Origin of the sequence: Saccharopolyspora indica, assembly GCF_027853965.1 — a bacterium.
Classification (GTDB): Bacteria; Actinomycetota; Actinomycetes; order Mycobacteriales; family Pseudonocardiaceae; genus Saccharopolyspora; species Saccharopolyspora indica.
In genome coordinates this window covers 1-22,187 of the sequence record NZ_JAQGLB010000025.1, presented here as the reverse complement: position 1 = coordinate 22,187, position 22,187 = coordinate 1, and the positions used below count along the sequence as shown (strand labels likewise).

Annotated in this window: 22 protein-coding genes; 14 read left to right on the top strand and 8 right to left on the bottom strand. The window is 71.0% G+C overall.

Annotated features, from left to right (window positions below; genetic code table 11):
• Nucleotides 1-115 precede the first annotated feature (115 nt).
• Together tal and tkt are read right to left on the bottom strand one after the other, a co-directional pair.
• Nucleotides 116-1,222: a transaldolase gene (tal, locus tag OU416_RS35005; RefSeq protein ID WP_270931367.1), complete on the bottom strand. Its 1,107-nt coding sequence runs from the start codon at nucleotides 1,220-1,222 to the stop codon at nucleotides 116-118.
• A gap of 14 nt (nucleotides 1,223-1,236) precedes the next feature.
• Nucleotides 1,237-3,333: a transketolase gene (gene tkt / locus OU416_RS35000; protein ID WP_270931366.1), complete on the bottom strand. Its 2,097-nt coding sequence runs from the start codon at nucleotides 3,331-3,333 to the stop codon at nucleotides 1,237-1,239.
• Between the two features lie 390 nt (nucleotides 3,334-3,723).
• On the opposite strand from tkt, the gene OU416_RS34995 reads away from it, so the two are divergent.
• Entirely contained in the window at nucleotides 3,724-4,701 is a 978-nt protein-coding gene (locus OU416_RS34995; protein ID WP_270931365.1) for a heme o synthase, read from the top strand.
• Nucleotides 4,702-4,739: 38 nt separating this feature from the next.
• On the opposite strand, the gene OU416_RS34990 is transcribed toward OU416_RS34995, so the two are convergent.
• Nucleotides 4,740-5,708: a quinone oxidoreductase family protein gene (locus OU416_RS34990; protein WP_270931364.1), complete on the bottom strand. Its 969-nt coding sequence runs from the start codon at nucleotides 5,706-5,708 to the stop codon at nucleotides 4,740-4,742.
• An 84-nt stretch (nucleotides 5,709-5,792) separates the two neighbouring features.
• On the opposite strand from OU416_RS34990, the gene OU416_RS34985 reads away from it, so the two are divergent.
• The 6 genes from OU416_RS34985 (at nucleotide 5,793) to OU416_RS34960 (ending at nucleotide 10,273) form a co-directional block, all read left to right on the top strand.
• Nucleotides 5,793-6,101 (top strand): hypothetical protein, encoded by a 309-nt coding sequence (locus OU416_RS34985; protein ID WP_270931363.1) that lies wholly within the window; start codon nucleotides 5,793-5,795, stop codon nucleotides 6,099-6,101.
• A 98-nt stretch (nucleotides 6,102-6,199) separates the two neighbouring features.
• Complete coding sequence (locus tag OU416_RS34980; protein WP_270931362.1) at nucleotides 6,200-6,694, top strand: GbsR/MarR family transcriptional regulator; 495 nt, start codon at nucleotides 6,200-6,202, stop codon at nucleotides 6,692-6,694.
• A gap of 80 nt (nucleotides 6,695-6,774) precedes the next feature.
• On the top strand, nucleotides 6,775-7,677 hold the full coding sequence (locus OU416_RS34975; protein WP_270931361.1) for an ABC transporter ATP-binding protein: 903 nt from the start codon (nucleotides 6,775-6,777) through the stop codon (nucleotides 7,675-7,677).
• Nucleotide 7,678: 1 nt separating this feature from the next.
• Nucleotides 7,679-8,413 carry an ABC transporter permease gene (locus OU416_RS34970; RefSeq protein WP_270931360.1) on the top strand — a complete coding sequence of 245 codons (735 nt, stop codon included), beginning with the start codon at nucleotides 7,679-7,681 and terminating at the stop codon, nucleotides 8,411-8,413.
• Between the two features lie 8 nt (nucleotides 8,414-8,421).
• Nucleotides 8,422-9,648 carry a sensor histidine kinase gene (locus OU416_RS34965; protein WP_270931359.1) on the top strand — a complete coding sequence of 409 codons (1,227 nt, stop codon included), beginning with the start codon at nucleotides 8,422-8,424 and terminating at the stop codon, nucleotides 9,646-9,648.
• Nucleotides 9,641-10,273: a response regulator gene (locus tag OU416_RS34960; protein ID WP_270931358.1), complete on the top strand. Its 633-nt coding sequence runs from the start codon at nucleotides 9,641-9,643 to the stop codon at nucleotides 10,271-10,273. Before OU416_RS34965 ends, OU416_RS34960 begins: the two co-directional genes overlap by 8 nt.
• Before the next feature lie 2 nt (nucleotides 10,274-10,275).
• Here the strand turns inward: OU416_RS34960 and OU416_RS34955 are convergent, their stop codons facing one another.
• The 5 genes from OU416_RS34955 to mptB form a co-directional block, all read right to left on the bottom strand.
• Nucleotides 10,276-11,229, bottom strand: coding sequence for a COX15/CtaA family protein (locus tag OU416_RS34955; RefSeq protein WP_270931357.1), 954 nt, complete (start codon nucleotides 11,227-11,229; stop codon nucleotides 10,276-10,278).
• 48 nt (nucleotides 11,230-11,277) lie between these two features.
• Nucleotides 11,278-12,126, bottom strand: coding sequence for an SCO6745 family protein (locus tag OU416_RS34950; protein WP_270931356.1), 849 nt, complete (start codon nucleotides 12,124-12,126; stop codon nucleotides 11,278-11,280).
• Between the two features lie 20 nt (nucleotides 12,127-12,146).
• The gene (locus OU416_RS34945; protein ID WP_270931439.1) at nucleotides 12,147-12,863 is read right to left on the bottom strand and encodes an ABC transporter permease; all 717 of its coding nucleotides are present in this window, start codon (nucleotides 12,861-12,863) and stop codon (nucleotides 12,147-12,149) included.
• An 89-nt stretch (nucleotides 12,864-12,952) separates the two neighbouring features.
• Complete coding sequence (locus tag OU416_RS34940) at nucleotides 12,953-13,888, bottom strand: ABC transporter ATP-binding protein (RefSeq protein WP_270931355.1); 936 nt, start codon at nucleotides 13,886-13,888, stop codon at nucleotides 12,953-12,955.
• 11 nt (nucleotides 13,889-13,899) lie between these two features.
• Nucleotides 13,900-15,423, bottom strand: a complete 1,524-nt coding sequence (mptB, locus tag OU416_RS34935) for a polyprenol phosphomannose-dependent alpha 1,6 mannosyltransferase MptB (RefSeq protein WP_270931354.1) — start codon at nucleotides 15,421-15,423, stop codon at nucleotides 13,900-13,902.
• A 118-nt stretch (nucleotides 15,424-15,541) separates the two neighbouring features.
• On the opposite strand from mptB, the gene OU416_RS34930 reads away from it, so the two are divergent.
• From OU416_RS34930 to OU416_RS34900, 7 genes are read left to right on the top strand one after another with little or no spacing between them, the layout of a single operon-like run.
• Nucleotides 15,542-16,297 carry a helix-turn-helix transcriptional regulator gene (locus tag OU416_RS34930; RefSeq protein WP_270931353.1) on the top strand — a complete coding sequence of 252 codons (756 nt, stop codon included), beginning with the start codon at nucleotides 15,542-15,544 and terminating at the stop codon, nucleotides 16,295-16,297.
• Nucleotides 16,294-17,748 carry a Fe-S cluster assembly protein SufB gene (sufB, locus tag OU416_RS34925; RefSeq protein WP_270931352.1) on the top strand — a complete coding sequence of 485 codons (1,455 nt, stop codon included), beginning with the start codon at nucleotides 16,294-16,296 and terminating at the stop codon, nucleotides 17,746-17,748. Before OU416_RS34930 ends, sufB begins: the two co-directional genes overlap by 4 nt.
• 1 nt (nucleotide 17,749) lies before the next feature.
• Nucleotides 17,750-18,937, top strand: a complete 1,188-nt coding sequence (gene sufD / locus OU416_RS34920; protein ID WP_270931351.1) for a Fe-S cluster assembly protein SufD — start codon at nucleotides 17,750-17,752, stop codon at nucleotides 18,935-18,937.
• A gap of 32 nt (nucleotides 18,938-18,969) precedes the next feature.
• The gene (gene sufC, locus OU416_RS34915) at nucleotides 18,970-19,743 is read left to right on the top strand and encodes a Fe-S cluster assembly ATPase SufC (protein ID WP_093155507.1); all 774 of its coding nucleotides are present in this window, start codon (nucleotides 18,970-18,972) and stop codon (nucleotides 19,741-19,743) included.
• A complete protein-coding gene (locus OU416_RS34910; protein ID WP_270931350.1) occupies nucleotides 19,740-21,038 on the top strand; it encodes a cysteine desulfurase in 1,299 nt (432 codons plus the stop codon). The genes sufC and OU416_RS34910 overlap by 4 nt, the downstream gene beginning before the upstream one ends.
• 24 nt (nucleotides 21,039-21,062) lie before the next feature.
• Nucleotides 21,063-21,521: a Fe-S cluster assembly sulfur transfer protein SufU gene (sufU, locus tag OU416_RS34905; protein WP_270931349.1), complete on the top strand. Its 459-nt coding sequence runs from the start codon at nucleotides 21,063-21,065 to the stop codon at nucleotides 21,519-21,521.
• Nucleotides 21,518-21,931: a metal-sulfur cluster assembly factor gene (locus OU416_RS34900; protein ID WP_270931348.1), complete on the top strand. Its 414-nt coding sequence runs from the start codon at nucleotides 21,518-21,520 to the stop codon at nucleotides 21,929-21,931. The genes sufU and OU416_RS34900 overlap by 4 nt, the downstream gene beginning before the upstream one ends.
• Nucleotides 21,932-22,187: the final 256 nt, after the last annotated feature.

Genomic DNA, 22,187 nt, shown 5'->3' with positions numbered 1-22,187 from the left:
CCGGGATTCGATCTTGGAAGCCAACTTCGTGCGACCACAGTGTCGCCCATCCGGGCAGGTGCGGCCCGGAGACGCGGCGGCGGGGCCGGTTCGCGAACCGGCCCCGCCACAACGCTTACTTGGCCTGCTCGAGCTGCTGGGCGACCGTGTCCAGCAGTTCGCTCCAGGACTTCTCGAACTTCTCGACGCCCTCGCGCTCCAGCACCGCGAACACGTCGTCGAGGTCGATGCCCGCGCTCGCCAGGTCGTCGAAGACCTGCTGCGAGGCGGCGGCGGTGCCGCTGACCGTGTCGCCGCGCACGTCGGCGTGGTCGGCGGTGGCCTTCAGCGTCGCCTCCGGCATGGTGTTCACCGTGTTCGGCGCGACCAGCTCGTCCACGTAGCGGGTGTCGGAGTAGGCCGGGTCCTTCACGCCGGTGGAAGCCCACAGCGGACGCTGCGCCTTGGCGCCGTCGGCGGCCAGCGCCTTCCAGCGCTCGCCGCCGAAGACCTCCTCGTAGGCCGCGTAGGCCAGGCGGGCGTTGGCGATCGCGGCCTTGCCGCGCAGCGCCTCACCACCGGAGATCTTCTCCAGCCGCTTGTCGATCTCGGTGTCCACGCGGGACACGAAGAACGACGCGACCGAGGCGATCTGGGCGATGTCGTGGCCGTTGGCCTTCGCCTGCTCCAGACCGGCCAGGAAGGCGTCCATCACGTCGCGGTAGCGCTGCACCGAGAAGATCAGCGTGACGTTGACGCTGATGCCCTCGGCCAGCACGCGGGTGATCGCGGGCAGGCCCTCCACGGTGGCCGGGATCTTGACCATCAGGTTCGGCCGGTCCACGGCCTTCCACAGGTCCACGGCCTCGGCCACGGTGCGGTCGGTGTCGTGCGCCAGCCGCGGGTCGACCTCCAGCGAGACGCGGCCGTCGACACCACCGGACTGCTCGTGGACGTTGCGGAAGATGTCCGCGGCGTCGCGCACGTCAGCGGTGGTCAGCTCGCGGACGGTGTCGTCCACGCTCGCGCCGCGGGCCGCCAGCTCGCGGACCTTCTCGTTGTAGTCGGCCGCGTTGGACAGCGCGTTGGCGAAGATCGTCGGGTTGCTGGTGACGCCGACGACCGCCTGGTCGGTGATCAGCTCGGCGAGGTTGCCCGAGGTGATCCGCTGGCGGGACAGGTCGTCCAGCCAGATCGACACCCCGGCCTCGCTGAGCGCCTTGAGGTTCTGGTTGGTGGTCACAGGGATTCCTCCGCTCACGCCTGCTGGGCGTTGCTCAGGCTGCGCCGGGCCGCCGCGACAACGGCGTCGACGGTGATGCCGAACTCGTTGTACAGGGTCTTGTAGTCCGCCGAGGCGCCGAAGTGCTCGATGGACACCGACTCGCCGGCGTCCTTGACGAACCGGTACCAGGGCATCGCGATGCCGGCCTCGACCGAGACGCGGGCCTTGACCGACTTCGGCAGCACCTGCTCGCGGTAGGCCTCGTCCTGCGCGTCGAACCACTCCACGCACGGCATCGAGACCACGCGGGTGGCAACGCCGTCGGCCTCCAGGACCTTCCTGGCCTCGACGGCCAGCTGCACCTCGGAGCCGGTGGCGATCAGCACCAGCTGCGGCTCGCCGTTGCCGGCCTCGGCCAGCACGTAACCGCCCTTGGCCACGCCCTCGGTGCTCACGCCCTCCAGCGTCGGCACGCCCTGGCGGGTCAGCGCCAGACCGGCCGGGCCGCTCGGGTCCTCCAGGATCTTCTGCCACGCCGCCGCGGTCTCGTTGGCGTCGGCCGGGCGGACCATCGAGAAGCCCGGGATGGCGCGCAGCGAGGCCACGTGCTCGATCGGCTGGTGCGTCGGGCCGTCCTCGCCGAGGCCGATGGAGTCGTGCGTCCACACGAAGATGGACGGGACCTTCATCAGCGCGGCGAGCCGCACCGCGGGACGCATGTAGTCGCTGAACACCAGGAAGGTGCCGCCGTAGGGGCGGGTGCCGCCGTGCAGCGCGATGCCGTTGAGGATCGCGCCCATCGCGTGCTCGCGGATGCCGAAGTGCAGCGTGCGGCCGTAGGGGTCGGCCGTCCAGGTGCTGGTGGAGATCGACGCCGGGCCGAACGAGTCGACGCCCTTCATCGTGGTGTTGTTGCTCTCCGCCAGGTCGGCCGAACCGCCCCAGAGCTCGGGCAGCACGTCGGCCAGCGCGTTGAGCACCTCACCGGAGGCCTTGCGGGTGGCGATGGACTTGCCGTCGGCCTCCCAGCTCGGCAGCTTCTCCTGCCAGCCGGCGGGCAGCTCGCGGGTGGCCAGCCGGTCCAGCAGCGCCTTGCGCTCCGGGTTGGCCGCCGCCCACTTGTCGAAGGCGATCTTCCACTCGGCGTGCGCGGCCTCGCCGCGGGCCACGACCTCGCGGGCGTGCGCCAGCACCTCGGCGTCGACCTGGAAGGACTGCTCCGGGTCCAGGCCCAGCGCCTTCTTGACCCCGGCGACCTCGTCGGCACCGAGCGCGGCGCCGTGCGCCTTGCCGGTGTTCATCTTGGTCGGGGCCGGGTAGCCGATCACCGTGCGCAGCACGATCAGGGTCGGGCGGGAGGTCTCGGCCTTGGCGGTCTCGATGGCCTCCAGCAGGCCCTTGACGTCCTCGCCGCCGTGCACGGTGAGGACCTGCCAGCCGTAGGACTCGTAGCGCTTCGCGGTGTCCTCGGACAGCGCGATCGCGGTGTCGTCCTCGATGGAGATCTCGTTCGCGTCGTAGATCACCGTGAGGTTGCCCAGCTGCTGGGTACCGGCCAGCGACGACGCCTCGGAGGTGACGCCCTCCTCGATGTCGCCGTCGGAGGCGATCACGTAGATGTGGTGGTCGAACGGGCTCTCACCGGCGGCGGTCTCCGGGTCGAACAGACCGCGCTCGCGGCGGGCGGCGAAGGCCATGCCGACCGCGGTGGACAGGCCCTGCCCCAGCGGGCCGGTGGTGGTCTCCACCCCGGCGGTGTGCCCGTACTCCGGGTGGCCCGGGGTCTTCGAACCCCACTTGCGCAGCTGCTTGAGGTCCTCCAGCTCCAGGCCGTAGCCGGACAGGAACAGCTGCACGTACAGCGTCAGGCTCGAGTGGCCCGCGGACAGCACGAAGCGGTCGCGGCCGATCCACTCCGGGTCGTTCGGGTCGTGCCGCATGACGCGCTGGAACAGCGCGTAGGCCGCCGGGGCCAGGCTCATCGCGGTGCCGGGGTGGCCGCTGCCGCAGTTCTCCACCGCATCGGCGGCCAGCACGCGAGCGGTGTCCACCGCGCGCTGGTCCAGCTCGCTCCAGTCTTCGGGCAGTCGCTTGGTGGTCAAGCGGGCAAGGTCGTCGGTGACGGACACGGACGCAGCTCCAAGTTTTTCCTTCGGCGGTATCCCGTTGACGGGTGAATGCGGTCGCTGGACCGATTCGAACCGCGGTTATCCCTCGTCCGACGGGCAGCCTAGTCGTGTCCGATCGGCCACGCGCCGACCCGTCTCAATTGCCGTCCCGCCGCCTGCGGGGGCGGCGGTGCGATGGCGCCGACCCTGCGCCAAGGGGTCGAATTCGCGCTGCACGGCGACCGGATCTCCGGCTGATCGCCGAACGCCCCCAGAATACCGGCAACGCTGCGTGACCAGGGTCACCGAGGGTTTCCCGGCCACCCGCGCGTGGCGGGCTTCAGTAGCGCGCCTACTATTCACAGGCGGTTGATCCCCGCGTCACGCGAGGGTCGGCCCCGGTCGTCCGAGATGCCCAAGGAGTGCCATGTCGTCGGTGAGCGCAGCGCCGTGACCACCACCGCCGACACCTCCCGCCAGCAGCACGCCCGCCGCCCCGCCGAGCTGCTGAAGGCCTACGTCGGCCTGATCAAGCCGCGGGTCATCGAACTGCTGCTGGTCACCACCATCCCGGCGATGCTGCTGGCCGAGCGGGGCATCCCGTCGCCGTGGCTGGTGATCGCCACGCTGATCGGCGGCACCATGGCCGCGGGCAGCGCGAACGCGCTGAACTGCGTGGCCGACGCCGACATCGACCAGGTGATGAAGCGCACCAGGGCGCGCCCGCTGGTGCGGCACACCGTGTCCACCCGGCACGCGCTGGTCTTCGGCATCGTGCTGGGCGTGGGCTCCTTCGCCTGGCTCTGGGCGACGGCGAACCTGCTGTCCGCGTCGATGGCGGTCGGCACGATCCTGTTCTACGTCTTCGTCTACACCCTGGTGCTCAAGCGCCGCACCGCGCAGAACGTCGTCTGGGGCGGCGCGGCGGGCTGCATGCCGGTGGTGATCGGCTGGGCCGGGGTGACCGGGCGGATCGACTGGCCCGCGCTGGTGATGTTCGGCGTGATCTTCTTCTGGACGCCGCCGCACACCTGGGCGCTGGCCATGAAGTACAAGGACGACTACGAGCGCGCCGGCGTCCCGATGCTGCCGGTGGTCGCCGCGCCGACCCACGTCTCGCGCCAGATCGTCGCCTACACCTGGCTGATGGTGCTCTGGACGCTGCTGCTGGTCCCGGCGACCGGCTGGCTCTACGCGGCCTTCGCGGTGCTGGCGGGCGCGTGGTTCCTGCTGCTGGCGCACCGGCTGCACGCGGCGACCAAGCGCGGCGAGAAGACCAAGCCGATGAAGCTGTTCCACATGTCCAACACGTACCTGATGATCGTGTTCGTGGCGCTGGCGGTCGACTCGGCGCTGGGCCTGCCGGTCCTCGGCTGGCCGTCCTTGTAGACCCGCCCCGGTCACGCGGACCGGGGCAGGCAGGGCGATCACGGCAGGAGCAGGAGCTTCGCCGTGGTGCGGCGGCCTTCCAGGTCCTCGTGGGCGCGGCGGGCGTCTTCCAGCGGGTAGGTGCCGCCGATGCGGATGTCGAGCACCCCGGTGGCGATCCAGTCGAACAGCTCACCGGCCCGCCAGTCCAGCTCGTCGCGGGTCAGGATGTGGTGCGCCAGGCTGGGGCGGGTCAGGAACACCGAACCCGCCGAGTTCAGCCGCTGCGGGTCCACCGGGGGCACCGGGCCGCTCGCCGCGCCGAACAGCGCGAGCAGGCCGCGCGGGCGGAGGCTGGCCAGGCTGGCGTCGAAGGTGGTCTTGCCGACCCCGTCGTAGACCACGTCCACGCCGCGCCCGTCGGTGAGGTCGGCGACCGTGGCGGCCACGTCCTCCTCGGTGTAGCGGATGATCTCGTCGGCCCCGGCCTCGCGCGCCAGCTTCTCCTTCTCGGCGGTGGACACGGTGCCGATGACGTTGCCGCCGAGGTGCTTGACCAGCTGCGTCAGCAGCAGTCCCATGCCGCCCGCGGCGGCGTGCACCAGCGCGGTCTCCCCGGTGCGCACCGGGTGCGTGGAGGTGACCAGGTAGTGCGCGGTGAGGCCCTGCAGCAGTGCCGCGGCCGCGGTGCGGATGTCCACGCCGGCCGGGACCCGGACCGCCTTGTCGGCGGGCACCAGCGCCCGCTCGGCGTAGCTGCCCGGCGCCATCGCCCAGGCGACGCGGTCGCCGACGGCGAAGCCGGTCACGCCTTCGCCCACCGCGACGACCTCGCCGGCGCCCTCGGAACCGGGGGTGAACGGCACCTGCATCGCGTAGACGCCGCTGCGCTGGTAGGTGTCGATGAAGTTCACCCCGCTCGCGGCGACCTCGACCAGCAGCTGGCCGGGCTGCGGTTCCGGTGCCTCGATCTCGGTGAGCTGCAGGACCTCGGGCCCACCGTTGGCCGCTACCCGGATGGCTCGCATGCTGACTCCTTCGCTGTCGTCCTCGTCTGCTGCAACCGGCCCGCGCCGTCGGATCTTCCCGGCGGGCTCATTTAGGATTCGGTCATGACGGCTACCGAAGAGACCACCACCGCACCTTCGCCCAAGGCGATCGCGACGGCCAAGGCGTTCGTCGCCGCGCACGGCAAGTCCGCTCGCGCGGTCGTGGAGAACCTGGGCCAGGCCGGTGCCCGCGTCGTGCTGGTCGGCGACGACGGCCGCTTCGGCGACGTCATGGTGCCCGATGTTGCCACCGGCAACGCGCTGGTCGAGGCCGTCGAGGGGCTGTCGGCCCACGAGTGGGACGGCGAGACCGTCGGCGCGATGAAGATCGGCGCCGGGCACCGCCGGACGATGGGCGCGCGCACCAGCTGATCTCGTCCGCTCCGCGACACGCCGGTCGGCGGCTGGTCGAAGTCTTCGCTGTGGTTTACCTTTTCAGCGAGTACTGAACTCGATCACCTGGAGCCGTCGTGCCCGACTACGTGCAGCGCACCGACCGACCGGCCATGTCGGAGTGGATCGAGCAGATGGCGGCGCACTTCGAAGCCAGCGAAGGCATGCCGCTGATCGCCGGGCGGGTCCTGGCGTTCCTGCTCGTCTGCGACCCGCCGGAGCGCACCGCCGCCGAGCTGTCCCTGGCACTGGCCGCCAGCACCGGCTCGATCAGCACCAACGTGCGGCTGCTGATGCGACTCGGCGTGGTCTCCAAGACGACCCGGCAGGGCCGCGAAGCGGCGCTGTACCGGGTGGAGGAGGACCGCTGGCCGGAGCTGGTGCGGCACCGGATGCAGCGGGTCACCGCGCTGGAGGAGCTGACCGCGGCCGGGCTGCGCATGTTCAGCGGCCAGGGCGAACGCGCCCGTCGCCTGCGCACCGTGCACGAGTTCTACCAGTGGCTGGCCGGTGAGATGCCCGAGCTGTGGCGCCGCTGGGAGCGCGAGGGCAAGCCCAAGCTCCGCTTCTGACCCATCAGCCGATCGGCTGATGCCAGGTCGAGCGAGCCGGTCGATGCCCGGTGCCGCCGCTGCTCGCGACACTGCTGGGCATGGCGATCATCGAAGTCGACGGGCTGCGCAAGTCCTACGCCGGAAGACCGGTCGTGGACGGGATCAGCTTCGCCGTCGAAGCGGGGGAGATCTTCGGGATCCTCGGCCCCAACGGCGCGGGCAAGACGACCACCGCCGAGTGCGTCGAAGGGCTCCGCGAACCCGACTCGGGAACGGTGCGGGTGGCCGGGCTCGACCCGGCAGCCGATCGCGACCGGCTCACCCGCGTCCTGGGCGCGCAGCTCCAGGACGCCCAGCTGCAACCCAAGATCACCGTGCGCGAAGCGCTGGAACTGCACGCCGCCTGCTACCCGGACCCGGCGGACTGGCAGGCGCTCGCGGAACGCCTCGGGCTCACCGAGCGGTTCGGCACCCGCTTCGCCGCGCTCTCCGGCGGCCAGCAGCAGCGGCTGTTCATCGCGCTGGCCCTGATCGGAAATCCGCAGGTCGTGGTGCTCGACGAGCTCACCACCGGCCTGGATCCGCGGGCCCGCCGGGACACCTGGCAGCTGATCGAGGAGGTGCGGGCCAGCGGCGTCACGGTCGTGCTGGTCACCCACTTCACGGAGGAAGCGCAGCGGCTGTGCGACCGGGTCGCGGTGCTCGACCGCGGCCAGGTGGTGGCGCTCGACGCGCCGAGCGGGCTCATCAACCGGTCGCCCGCCTCGGTCGTCATGTCCTTCGTGCCGCGAGGCGGGCTCGACGCGGCCGAGCTGGCCGCGATGCCCGGAGCGGCATCGGCGACGTCGCAGGGCGACCGGCTGGTCGTCAACGGCACCGACGAGACCGTCGAATCGGTGCTCTCGCTGCTGGCCCGCCGCGGCATCGCCGCCCGCGAGCTGCGCGTCACCGACGCGACGCTGGACGAAGCCTTCCTCGCCCTGACCGGATCGGAGCACTGAGATGAACGCAGCCGTCCTCAAGGCCGAAACCCGCCTGTTCCTCCGCGAACCGGGCAGCCTGTTCTGGATCGTCGCCGCGCCCACCGTGCTGCTGGTGATCCTCGGCCTGATCCCCGCCTTCCGGGAGGCGAACCCCGACCTCGGCGGCCGCCGGGTGATCGACCTCTACGTCCCGGTGGTGGTGCTGATGTCGATGATCATGGCCGGGGTGCAGGCCATGCCGCCGGTGTTCGCCGGCTACCGAGAGCGCGGCATCCTCCGCCGCGCGTCGACCACGCCGATGCAGCCGGCTGCGCTGCTGGCGGCGCAGGCCGTCCTGCACGGGGCTGCTGTGCTGTGCGCGGTGGTGCTGGCGCTGGCCGTCGGGCGCGTCGCCTTCGGCGTCGAGCTGCCGAACGGGCTCGCCGGTTACGTGCTGACGCTGGTCCTCGCGGTGCTCAGCGTGCTCGCGCTCGGTGCGGCCCTGTCCGCGGTGCCGCGCAGCACGAAGACGGCCGGGGTGATCGGGACGGTAGCCTTCCTCGCGATGATGTTCACCGCCGGTGTGTGGATCCCGGTGCAGGTCATGCCGGACGTCCTGCAGCGCGCGGTCGAGTTCACCCCGCTCGGGGCGGCGTCGGCAGCTCTCGACCGAGCTGCCGGAGGCGCCTGGCCGGGCTGGGGGCACCTGGCGATCGTGGTGTTCTGGACGTCGATCCTCTCCGGCGCCGCAGTGCGCTGGTTCCGGTGGGAGTAGAACGGGCTGTGCCTGAACGGCGGGAATGGCACGTCAGCTGGGGTCCGTACGCGTTGCTGGGCATCGCGACGCTGATCTCCCTGGTCACGGCGGAGCCGGTGATGCGCAACGGCCGGCCGGAGACGCTCGTCGCACTGGCACTGCTGGCGCTCGTGCTGCAGCTGTGCTGGACGAGGATCCATCGGGTCGTGTCCGAGCGCGGCGCGGCCGGCGAGATCTACTACGCGCTCCGGACCGTGCTGGCCTTCGCGCTCACCTACCTCAACCCGTTCTTCGCGGTCTACGCGACGCTCGGCTACTTCGACGCCGGGACGTGGCTGCGCCCGCGGGCGGTCAAGGTCGGGCTGCTGGCCACCGCGATCATCATGGCGGGATCGCAGTCGGGCGGGATGCCGTTCACCAGCCCGCTGCAGTGGGCCGCCTTCGGCGCGCTGTTCACGCTCAACAGCGGGCTGGTGCTCCTGTTCATGCGGATCGAGCACGAGCGGGAGGAGAACGCCCGGGCGAAGGCGGCCACCATCGCGGAGCTGGAGCGGGCCAACGCCCGCTTGAAGCAGGCCCACGAGGAGAACGCCGGTCTGCAAGCGCAGCTGCTGGTCCGAGCGCGGGAAGCCGGGGTCGGCGACGAGCGGCGACGGCTGGCCGCCGAGATCCACGACACGATCGCGCAGAGCCTGACCGGGATCATCACCCAGCTGCAAGCGGCGGTGGAAAGCGAGGACCCGGCGGAAGGGCGCAGGCACGTCGACCGGGCCGCGGACCTGGCCCGGCACGGTCTGGGCGAGGCGCGCCGGTCGGTGCAGGACCTGGGGCCGAGCGCGCTGGAGCACGACGAACTGCCGGTGGCGCTGCGCAAGGTGGTCGAGGAGTGGGCGGCGGGATCGGGCGTGCGGGCGGAGCTCGCGGTGGTGGGGGAGGCGGTGCCGCTGCACGGGGAGATCGAAGCGACCCTGCTGCGCATCGCGCAGGAATCGCTGGCCAACGCCGGTCGCCACGCGCAGCCGACGAGAGTGGGAGTGACCTTGTCCTACATGGATGAAGAGGTGAGCGTGGACGTGCGTGACGACGGTCGGGGCTTCGATCCGGGCCGCGTCACCGGCAGCTCGACGAGCGGTTTCGGGCTGGGCGGCATGCGCGCCCGCGCCGAGCGGGTCGCCGGTGTCTTCGAGGTCGAGTCCGAGCCCGGAACGGGGACGGCCGTCTCCGCGCGGGTGCCGCTGGTGCGCCATGCCTGAGCGCGCCATCACGCTGCTGATCGTCGACGACCACCCCGTCGTGCGCGACGGCCTGCGCGGCATGTTCGACGCGGCGGCCGACATCGAGGTCCTCGGCGAGGCCGGGGACGGGCCGTCGGCCGTGGCGATGGCCGTCGCGCTGGATCCCGACGTGGTGCTGATGGACCTGCGGATGCCCGGCGGCGGCGGTGTCGCGGCGATCTCCGAGCTGGTCCGCCGCGGCCGGCGCTGCAAGGTCCTCGTGCTCACCACCTACGACACCGACTCCGACACGCTCGCGGCGATCGAAGCCGGCGCCACCGGCTACCTGCTCAAGGACGCGATGCGCGACGAGCTGTTCGCCGCGGTGCGAGCGGCGGCAGCGGGCCGGACGGTGCTCTCGCCCGCGGTGGCCTCGCGGCTGGTGTCGCGGGTGCGATCACCGGGGGAGCAGCCGTTGAGCGCGCGGGAGCGCGAAGTGCTGGGGCTGGTGGCCAGAGGCCGGTCGAACCGGGAGATCGCCGCCGAGCTGTTCGTCAGCGAGGCCACGGTCAAGACCCACCTCACCCACCTCTACGGCAAGCTGGGCGTCAACGACCGGGCCGCCGCCGTCGCCGCGGGCTACGACCGCGGCATCCTCGGCTGAGCTCAGACCGCCGCGGGCTCGGCGTCCTTCGCGGTGGTGGCCGGCTCGGGCAGCGGGCCGCGGTGGCGGGACTCGCCCCACAGCAGGGCGGTGATGATGATCACCAGGGTGGCCGCCGCCATGTGCAGCACGACCATCGCTTCCGGCACGCCCAGGTAGTACTGGACCGATCCGATCACGCCCTGGACCAGCACCATCGCGCAGGCCGAGCCGTAGGTCTTCAGCAGCGCCTTGGTGGGGCGGGCGCTGCGCAGCCACACGCCGAACACCGCGAGGATCAGCACGTAGGCCATCACCAGCAGGCCGTGCACCTGGACCAGGGTCTGCACCGGCAGGTCGAGCCGCGGCGTGTCCGGATCACCGGCGTGCGGGCCCGCCGCGGTCACCAGGGTGCCCGCGATCAGCACCGCCGCGGTCACCGCGGTCAGCGCGACCAGCAGCCTGCGCATCGGCGTCGGCACCACGCCGACCGGCTCGCGGTCGCCCTCCTTGGTGGCCTTGTAGAGGATCGTGGCCAGCCAGATCAGCACCGCCGATGCCATGAAGTGCACCGACACGCTCCACCAGGCCAGGTTCACCAGCACCGTGACACCGCCGATGATCGCCTGCGCGATCACGCCCAGCGGCATGATCAGCGCCAACCGGATCAGCCGCGGGCGCCGCGGCGCGCACCGCAGCGCGGCCAGGAAGCAGGCCAGCGCGACGAAACCGATCACACCGGTCAGCAGCCGGTTGCCGAACTCGATCACCTGGTGCAGCGTCGCCACCTCGGGGTGCTCGATGGGCACCATGCTGCCGGGGAAGCACTGCGGCCAGGTCGGGCAGCCGAGCCCGGAACCCGTCACGCGAACCGTCACACCGGTCACCGAGATCAGCGCCTGCATCACCAGCACCGCGAGCGCCAGGTTGCGCACGACGCGCGGGGACGGGCGGGAGATCCAAGTAGGAAGCGGCACGGTCCGATGGTAGCCGCGGCCCGCCGATCACCCGTTCGCAGGCCTGATTCAGTCCCGGCCGAAGAGATCGCGGGGAACCGCACCGGCCTTCAGCAGCGTTCGGGTCAGCTGGCGGCCGTTGTCGATCAGCGCTGCCGACTTCGCCTCGCCCAGCGCGCGCCACGGGGCCATCGACATCGCGTCGGTCTCGGCCTCGAGCTCCTCGCGCAGCGCGACGCCCACCTGGCTGATGCCGCCGTCGTCCCCGACCAGGCCGCGCTCGCGCAGCTCCCGCTCGGCCTCGGCCCACTGAGACTCGTTCCACTCGCGCAGCTCCCGCGCCGCCGAAGGCTTGAAGCCCTCACCGGTCGCGCTGTGCAGCACCAGCGCCTGCAGGCCGCTGAGCTCGGCGCGCTGCAGCGCCGCGATGTGCGCGTCGCCGCGGAACTCGCGCAGCAGGGTCGCCGCGTGCCAGAGCTGCAAGTGCGGCTCATCCGGCCACTCCAGGTCGGCGTGCGCCGCGTAGAGCGGCTTGCCCTCCGGACCGCACGCCTGGGCGGCCTCGCGCGCCAGCTCGGCTGCTTCGGCGACAGTCGCGGAGCCGACGGCATCGCCGAGCATCCGGCGCAGCGCCGCATCGGCCGCGCGGAAGCGGGTGTCGACCACCGCGCTCGGCGGCGCGATCGACCAGGCGCGCGGAATGGCCTCGGCGACCGAGACGGGGTTGAAGTTGTAGAACGTCGCCGCCACCACACCGGGCCCGACCGGGCCCATCGCGGCCGAGCGGCCCGCGTAGTACGCCATCCGGCCCCGCCCCAGACCGAGCCCGGCGAAACCGTCCGCGGCCTCCGGAGCGAAGTAGATCATCGAGTGGATGACTTCCAGGGCGTTCTTGGCCTGGCGGGCGATCTCCGTCATGGCCTCACCCTGCCACCGGGTCAGGTCAGGCGGAAGGTGCGCACCGCCACACCGCCGCACACCGCGCCCCAGACGAGGAGCACGAGGATCGGCTGCACGCCCGGCAGCGAACCGTCGACCAGCACCGCGTCCAGCGCCGCGGAAAGCGCGCCCGACGGCAGGAACCCGGCCAGCACGCCCAGCGGCCCGGGCAGATCGGCGGCGGGCAGCGCCAGCCCGCCGGCCAGCAGCAGCACGAACCAGATCGCGTTGGCCAGCGCCAGCACGATCTCGGCGCGCAACGCTCCACCGACCAGCACCCCGGCCGCGCCGAAGGCGAGCGTGCCCAGCACCAGCAGTGGGACGGCGGGCAGCAGCCCGGAGAGCTCCGGCGACCACCCCAGTAGCACCGCGGCCACTCCCAGCACGACCGCCTGCAACGCCACCACCAGCAGCGTCGCCAGCACCCGGCCGGAGATGAGCGTCCAGCGCGGCAGCGCCGTCGCCGACAGGCGCTTCAGCACCCCGTAGCGGCGGTCGAAGCCGAGCGCGATGGCCTGCCCGGTGAACGCCGTGGACATCACCGCCAGCGCCAGGATGCGCGGCATCACCGAGTTCACCCGGGGCTCCGGCAGCTCGCCGATGTTCAGCGTGCTCAGGCCGATCAGCAGCGCCAGCGGGATGATCAGCGTGAGCAGCGCCTGCTCGCCGTGCCGGATGATCAGCAGCGCCTCGACCCGGGTCTGCGCCAGCAGCATCCGCAGCGGGCGGCCGCGGCCGGGCGCCGGGGCGAAGGTCCCGGCCGGGAACTGGGCGCCGAGCTGGGGCGCGGCGTTGGCCTCGGCGTTCACGATCGCAGCTCCCGTCCGGTCAGCTCCAGGAAGACGTCCTCCAGGCTGCGGCGCGCCACCCGCAGCTCGTTCGCCAGCACCCCGTGCTGCGCGCACCACGCGGTCACCGTGGACACCACCTGCGGGTCGACGTGCCCGCGCACCACGTAGTCGCCCGGCCGCAGCTCGGCGGCCTGGCAGTCCTCCGGCAGCGCGGCCAGCAGCAGGTTCAGGTCCAGCCCGGTCTGGGAGCGGAACCGCAGCTCCTGCTTGCCGTCCTCCGGCTCGGTCAGCTCCGCGGCGGTGCCGTCGGCGACCGCGCGCCCGTGGTCCACGATCACCACCCGGTCGGCCAGCGCCTCGGCCTCGTCCATCAGGTGGGTCGTGAGCAGCACGCCGACCCCGTCGCGGCGCAGCGCGCCGACCAGGTCCCACACCAGCCGCCGCGCCTGCGGGTCCAAGCCCGCGGTGGGCTCGTCGAGGAACACCAGCTCCGGGCGCCCGACCAGCGCGCACGCCAGCGAGAGCCGCTGCTGCTGACCACCGGAAAGCCGCTTGTACGGGGTGCGGCGGGCGTTGTCCAGCCCGAGCACCTCCAGCAGCCAGGCCGGATCCAGCGGGTCGGCGGCGCAGGCGGCGACCAGGTCCAGCATCTCGTCGGCCCGCACCCCGGGATAGGCGCCGCCGCCCTGCGGCATCACGCCGATCCGCGGCCGCAAGGCCTCGGACTGGGTGCGCGGGTCCAGGCCGAGCACGCGGACCTCGCCGGAGTCGGGGCGCTGGAATCCCTCGCAGATCTCCACCGTCGTCGTCTTGCCCGCGCCGTTCGGCCCGAGCAGCGCCAGCACGCTGCCGCGCGGCATGCACAGGTCGAGGCCTGCGACGGCGACGGTGTCACCGAAGCGCTTCTTCAGCCCGCGCAGCTGGACGGCCGGACCATCGGCGTTGCTCACGAAATCCAAGCCTATTGCGTGACCGGCCGAACACCGCCGCGGGTCGGCAGCAGCCTCGGCACCTTGCCGCGCACCAGCCACAGCGTGATCGCGAAGGCGATCGCCGCGGCGATCACGGCCAGCGGGATCTGGTAGGCGCGCAGCGGGAATCCGGCGCCGGTCGGCGGCACGAACAGCGACACCGCGGCGCAGATCACCGCGGCGGTGACCCGGAACCGGCTGTTGTTGGTCGCCAGCGCCAGCGGCGCCACCGACCACAGCAGGTACCAGGGCCACAGCACCGGCACGGCCAGCGCCAGCGTCAGGTAGGTGATGCCCAGCCCGGCCAGCGGCTCGATGCGGCCGCGGAAGGACAGCCACAGCATCTGCAGGCACACCACGGCGACGACCAGGTAGCCGACGATCTTGGTGATCACCAGCATCGCGTCGGTCTGGTTGCCCAGCCCCAGCAGCGTGCTCAGCCCGCCGCCGGTCATGCCGAACGCGGTCAGCGGCGCCATGAACGTCTTGACCCGGTTGGGCACGTCGAAGGTGTCGATCCAGCCCAGGCCCCAGCCGCTGGCCAGCGTGATCACCGTCATGGTGGCCAGGAACACCGCCGTCAGCAGCGCCGCCACCTGGACCAGGTCGCGGAACCGGCCGCCCTTGCGCAGCGCCAGGTAGATGCCGAAGAAGCCGAGCGCGATCCAGCCCGGCGGCTTGATCGCCCCGGCCACGCTCAGCAGCACGCCGGCGGCGATCATGCCCGGCACCGTCTGGTAGCGCAGCCCCAGCTCGATCGCGGCCAGCATGATGCCGACCATCAGCGCCTCGTTGTGCATGCCGCTGACCACGTGGAACAGCACGATCGGGTTGGCCGCGCCGAGCCACAGCGCGGCGGACGGGTGCACGCCGCAGCGCCGCGCCAGCCGCGGGATCGCCCAGATCGCCAGGGCCAGGCCGCACAGCATCACCGCGCGCCACACCAGCACCCCGAACACCACGTTGTCGCCCACGATGCGGGAGATGACCTGCCCGAACATCAGGAACAGCGGGCCGTACGGGGACGGGGTGTCGCGCCAGATGTTGGGCACGTTCGCGGTGAACGGGTGGTCCACGCCCAGCGCCGCGGCCGAACCGAGCACGTACGGGTTGAAGCCGCGCGCGGCCACCTCGCTCTGCGCCAGGTAGCTGTACATGTCGGTGCTGAACAGCGGCGGCGCCAGGGCCAGCGGCAGCGCCCACATCGCCAGCGTGCGGGCCAGCTGGGTGACCGACAGCATCCGGCCGCGGCCCGGCCAGCACAGCCGGCCCAGCCACAGCCAGGCCACCACGATCATCAGGATGCCCAGCCAGCAGCAGGCCATCGCCACCGTCGGCACCCGGACCGGCAGGCCGATCAGCCGGGCCCCGGACAGCGGGTTGTCCACCGGGGCCGCCCCGGCGCCGATCGAGCCGACGGCGAGCACCAGCGAACCGGTGGTGCCGAACCGGCGGACCACGTCGAGCTGTCGCCGCTCGCCGCGGTCCAGCGGCTCCGCCGCCTCTTCGGTCACTGGTCGTCTGCTCGTCGCTTCGCCTGCCGCCACGACGACGAAGCGTAATCGCGTGAGTCAGCTCACGGGCGTGCCCCGCATCCTGGTGCCCTGAGCTGAAATAGGTAACATTCGTGTTGTGAAAAAAGTCGGGACGTCAACCGCTGCGGCGGCCGAGCCGGGCCAGGCCGCCCAGCACGGTGCGCACGGCGATGGGCGCACCCGGCACACGGTTGCGCGGTTGCTGCTGGAACGGGGACCGATCACCGCCGCGGCGGTGGCCGAAGAACTCGGGCTCAGCCCCACCGCGGTGCGCCGGCACCTCGACGTGCTGGTCGCCGAAGGTGAGGCCTACACCCGGGAAGCCTCCCCGCGGAGCCGTCGCGGTCGTGGCCGACCCGCCAAGCTCTTCCTGCTCACCGAGGTGGGACGGGCGCGGTTCGGGCACGCCTACGACGACTTGGCGGTGGCGGCGCTGCGATTCATCGCCGAGAACGCCGGTGAGCAGGCGGTGCGCGAGTTCGCCGAGCGACGGATGGCCGCCCTGGTGGCCAACCACCGCGAGGCGCTGGCCTCCGCCGACAGCCCTGCCGAACGCGCGGAGGCCCTTGCCGACGCGCTCACCAGGGAGGGCTACGCTGCCTCGACGCGAAGCGTCGGAAGCGGCGAGCAGCTCTGCCAGCACCACTGCCCGGTGGCGCACGTCGCTGCGGACTTCCCGCAGCTGTGCGAGGCCGAGACAGCGGCTTTCGCCGAAGTACTCGGCACCCACGTGCAGCGGCTGGCCACCATCGCGAACGGCGATTCGGTCTGCACCACGCACGTGCCGACCACGCGGTTCGCGGATCCCGACCCGAACACCGCCCCGATTCCTGATGGAGGGGAGTCCGTATGACTGCCGCTGCGGAGCAGCGCACACCCACCACGGCTGACCAGCAGTTGAGCCAGGACGAGATCCTGGCCAGCGTCGGCAGCTACGAGTACGGCTGGGCCGACCCGGACGTTGCGGGTGCCAGCGCCCGCCGTGGCCTCAACGAGACCGTCGTCCGCGACATCTCGTCGAAGAAGGACGAGCCCGAGTGGATGCTCGAGGACCGGCTCAAGGCGCTGCGGCTGTTCGACCGCAAGCCGATGCCCAACTGGGGCGCCGACCTGTCGGGCATCGACTTCGACAACATCAAGTACTTCGTCCGCTCGACCGAGCGGCAGGCCCAGAGCTGGGAAGACCTGCCCGAGGACATCAAGAACACCTACGACAAGCTGGGCATCCCGGAGGCCGAGAAGCAGCGCCTCGTCGCGGGTGTGGCCGCCCAGTACGAGTCGGAGGTCGTCTACCACAAGATCCGCGAGGACCTTGAGGAGCAGGGCGTCATCTTCCTGGACACCGACACCGGGCTGAAGGAACACCCGGAGCTGTTCAAGGAGTACTTCGGCTCGGTCATCCCGGCCGGCGACAACAAGTTCTCCGCGCTGAACACCGCGGTGTGGTCGGGCGGTTCGTTCATCTACGTGCCGCCGGGCGTGCACGTGGACATCCCGCTGCAGGCCTACTTCCGGATCAACACCGAGAACATGGGCCAGTTCGAGCGGACCCTGATCATCGTCGACGAGGGTGCCTACGTGCACTACGTCGAGGGCTGCACCGCGCCGATCTACTCCAGCGACTCGCTGCACTCGGCCGTCGTGGAGATCATCGTCAAGAAGGGCGGCCGCTGCCGCTACACGACGATCCAGAACTGGTCGACCAACGTCTACAACCTGGTCACCAAGCGCGCCAAGGCCGAAGAGGGCGCGACCATGGAGTGGGTCGACGGCAACCTCGGCTCCAAGGTCACCATGAAGTACCCGTCGGTGTTCCTGATGGGCGAGCACGCCAAGGGCGAGGTGCTCTCGGTGGCGTTCGCCGGTGAGGGCCAGCACCAGGACACGGGTGCGAAGATGGAGCACCTGGCGCCGCGCACCTCCTCGACGATCGTCTCCAAGTCGATCGCCCGCGGTGGTGGCCGCGCCTCCTACCGGGGGTTGGTGAAGGTCGCCAAGCGCGCCCACCAGTCCTCGTCCAACGTCAAGTGCGACGCGCTGCTGGTCGACACCATCAGCCGCTCCGACACCTACCCGTACGTGGACGTCCGCGTCGACGACGTGTCGATGGGCCACGAGGCGACGGTGTCCAAGGTCAGCGATGACCAGCTGTTCTACCTGATGCAGCGCGGTCTGACCGAGGACGAGGCGATGGCGGTGATCGTGCGCGGCTTCGTCGAGCCGATCGCCCGCGAGCTGCCGATGGAATACGCACTGGAACTGAACCGACTGATCGAGCTGCAGATGGAAGGGGCCGTCGGCTGAGATGACGAGCACCACCAAGACCGACGCCCAGCACGGCCTCGGCGAGCACTCGCACGGCGGCGGCACCGGGATCCCGCAGTCGTCCCGAGGCTCGCGCTTCACCTCCTACGACGTCGAGGCCTTCGAGGTCCCCGGCGGTCGCGAGGAGGACTGGCGGTTCACGCCGATGAAGCGGCTCAAGGGCCTCCACGACGGCACCGCGACCGCCACCGGCAACATCAAGGTGGAGGTCGCCGGCGAGGGCGCGACCGTGGAGACCGTGGGCCGCGACGACGCGCGGATCGGCAACGGCGGCATCCCCGCCGACCGGATCGCCGCGCAGGCCTGGAGCTCGTTCACCGAGGCCACCGTCGTCACCATCGGCAAGGACACCAAGCCGGAAGGCCCGATCACCATCACGGTGCACGGTCCCGGTGAGGGCCAGGTCGCGTTCGGGCACCTGCAGGTGCGCGCCGAGCAGTTCGCCGAAGCCGTGGTCGTCGTCGACTACCGCGGTTCCGGCACGCTGGGCGACAACATCGAGTTCGTCGTCGCCGACGGTGCGCAGCTGCGCGTCGTGTCGGTGCACGACTGGGCCGACGACGCCACCCAGGTCAGCTCCGAGCACGCCACGCTGGGCCGCGACGCGGTGTTCCGGCACCTGGCGGTCACCCTCGGCGGTGACCTGGTGCGGGTGAACACCACCGTGAGCTACGGCGACAAGGGCGGCGACGCCGAACTGCTCGGGCTGTACTTCGCCGACGCCGGCCAGCACCTGGAGCACCGGATGCTGGTCGACCACGCGGTGCCCAACTGCCGCAGCAACGTGCTCTACAAGGGCGCGCTGCAGGGCGATTCGGCGCACTCGGTGTGGATCGGCGACGTGCTGATCCGCGCCGAGGCCGAGGGCACCGACACCTACGAGCTCAACCGCAACCTGGTGCTGACCGAGGGTGCGCGGGCCGACTCGGTGCCGAACCTGGAGATCGAGACCGGCGAGATCGAGGGCGCCGGCCACGCCAGCGCCACCGGCCGCTTCGACGACGAGCAGCTGTTCTACCTGATGGCCCGGGGCATCCCGCAGGACCAGGCCCGGCGCCTGGTGGTCCGCGGGTTCTTCGGCGAGCTGCTGCAGAAGATCGCCGTGCCCGAGGTCCGGGAGCGGCTGGAAGCCGCCATCGAGGCCGAACTCGCCGTCGTCGGCGCCTGACCCGCAAGCCTGAAACAGGAGAACGAAGAAGAATGGCCACCCTGGAGATCAAGGACCTGCACGGCTCGGTCCTCACCGAGGAAGGCGCGAAGCCGATCCTCAACGGCGTCAACCTGACCGTCCGCTCGGGTGAGACCCACGCGATCATGGGCCCGAACGGTTCCGGCAAGTCGACGCTGGCCTACGCCATCGCCGGTCACCCGAAGTACCAGATCGACTCCGGCACGGTGCTGCTGGACGGCGAGGACGTGCTGGAGATGAGCGTCGACGAGCGGGCCCGCGCGGGTCTGTTCCTCGCCATGCAGTACCCGGTCGAGGTGCCGGGCGTGTCGATGTCGAACTTCCTGCGCACCGCGGCGACCGCGGTCCGCGGCGAGGCCCCGCAGATCCGCAAGTGGGTCAAGGAAGTCAAGCAGGCCATGTCCGACCTGGACATCGACCCGTCGTTCGCGGAGCGCAGCGTCAACGAGGGCTTCTCCGGTGGTGAGAAGAAGCGCCACGAGATCCTGCAGCTGGACCTGCTGGACCCGAAGTTCGCGATCCTGGACGAGACCGACTCCGGTCTGGACGTCGACGCGCTGCGGGTGGTTTCCGAGGGCGTCAACCGCTACCACGCCAAGGGCGGCAAGGGCGTTCTGCTGATCACGCACTACACCCGGATCCTGAAGCACATCACCCCGGACTACGTGCACGTCTTCGCCGACGGCAAGGTCGTGGAGTCCGGTGGCGCCGAGCTGGCCGACGAGCTGGAGGCCAACGGCTACGTGCGCTTCACCGGCAAGAAGGAGGCGGCAGCCCAGTCATGACCGTTCAGCCTCCTCGCACCGAGGGTGCGAGCACGCCGTTGGACGTGGCGGCGATCCGCGCGGACTTCCCGATCCTGGGACGCACCATCCGCGACGGGCGACGCCTGGTGTACCTCGATTCCGGGGCGACCTCGCAACGGCCGCGCCAGGTGCTCGACGCGGAGCGTGCCTTCTTGGAGCACTCCAACGCGGCTGTGCACCGCGGCGCGCACCAACTCGCCGAGGAGGCCACGGACGCTTACGAGAGCGCCCGAGAACGGATCGCCCAGTTCGTGGGGGTCGACGCCGACGAGGTGGTGTTCGCCAAGAACGCCACCGAGGGCGTCAACCTGGTCGCCTACGCGATGAGCAACGCCGCGACGGCCGGGGCGGAAGCCGAGCGCTTCCGCCTCGGCCCGGGCGACGAGGTCGTGGTGACCGAGATGGAGCACCACGCGAACCTGGTGCCGTGGCAGCAGGTGTGCGAGCGCACCGGTGCCACGCTGCGCTGGTTCGGCGTCACCGACGAAGGCCGACTCGACCTGTCCGATGTGGCCAGCGTGATCACCGAGCGGACCAAGGTGGTGGCCTTCACCCACCAGTCGAACGTGCTGGGCACGGTGAACCCGACGGAGCAGATCGTCGAGCGGGCGCGCCAGGTCGGTGCGCTGGTGGTGCTCGACGCCTGCCAGTCGGTGCCGCACAAGCCGGTGGACTTCAAGGCGCTCGGCGTGGACTTCGCGGTGTTCTCCGGGCACAAGATGCTCGGCCCGTCCGGCATCGGGGTGCTCTACGGCCGGCGTGAACTGCTGGCGGCGATGCCGCCGTTCATCACCGGCGGTTCGATGATCGAGCTGGTGCACATGGAGCGCTCCACGTTCGCCGCGCCGCCGCAGCGGTTCGAGGCCGGTGTGCCGATGACCTCCCAGGCCATCGGCCTGGGTGCGGCGGTGGACTACCTGAACGCGATCGGCATGGACCGCGTCGAGGACCACGAGCGGCAGCTGACCGAGCTGGCGCTGCGGGAGCTGTCGGCTGTCGACGGCGTGCGCATCATCGGCCCGACCAGCACCGAGAACCGCGGTGGCACGGTGTCGTTCACCGTCGACGGCGTGCACCCGCACGATGCCGGTCAGGTGCTGGACGACCAGGGCGTCGAGGTCCGGGTCGGGCACCACTGCGCTTGGCCGCTGCACCGCAGGTTGGGAATTCCGGCGACCGTGCGAGCGTCCTTCTACTTGTACAACGAACTGGACGAGGTCAAGGCGTTGGTGGAAGCGGTGCGCGAGGCGCAGCGCTTCTTCGGGGTGGCTTGACCCGGACCCTGCCGGGGATTCTTCATGCAGCTGGAGCAGATGTACCAGGAGATCATCCTGGACCACTACCGCAACCCGCACCGCCACGGGCTGCGGAACCCCTTCGACGCCGAGTCGTTCCAGGTGAACCCCACCTGCGGCGACGAGGTCACCCTTCGGGTGCGGTTGACCGGCACCGACGAGGACGCGATCGTGGAGGACGTGTCCTACGCGGGGCAGGGCTGTTCGATCAGCCAGGCCTCCGTGTCGGTGCTGACCGACCTGGTGGTCGGCAAGCCGCTGAAGGAGGCGATGGTCACCGAAGCGGCGTTCAGCGAGCTGATGCACGGCCGCGGCAAGGTGGAACCTGACGAGGACGTGCTGGAGGACGGCATCGCGTTCGCAGGCGTGGCGAAGTACCCGATGCGCGTGAAGTGCGCGCTGCTGGGTTGGATGGCTTTCAAGGACGCGGTGTCCCGCGTAGTTGTCGAGGAGGCTTCATGAGCGAGCAAGCAGCCCCGGTGCAGCAGGAAACCGACGTGGAGCGGACCGCCGAGGCACTGCCGGAGCAGGCCGCGCCCTCCGCGGAGGTCGCCGCGCTGGAGGACGTCGAGGAGGCGATGCGCGACGTCGTGGACCCCGAGCTGGGGATCAACGTCGTCGACCTCGGCCTGGTCTACGACATCCGGGTCGAGCAGGACAACACCGCCACCGTCGACATGACGTTGACCTCGGCGGCCTGCCCGCTGACCGATGTCATCGAGGACCAGGCGCGGGCTGCGCTGACCGGTGGCCCCGGTGGTGGTCTGGTGAAGGACTTCCGCATCAACTGGGTGTGGATGCCGCCGTGGGGGCCGGAGAAGATCACCGAGGAAGGCCGCGAGCAGTTGCGTGCTCTCGGGTTCACCGTGTGATCTTCCGATCTCGGTCTTCGGGATCAGGGGTGCTGGGCTTGTTGCTCGGTGCCCCTTTTTCTTTTCCGCTGTGTAGTTGTCAAGGTGCCGGTGGTGCTTCGTCTCCGTCGGGCGCCGGTCGGTTCTGTTGGGGTTGTGGTTGGGGCTTTTAGGGGTTCTGTTGTCCTTGGGCCATCCCCGTGGTTTGGTGGATTGTGGGGGCTGCGGTCCGGATGTCAAGCCCGGCCTGGCGGCCGCCCCTTCGGGGTTTCAGGCT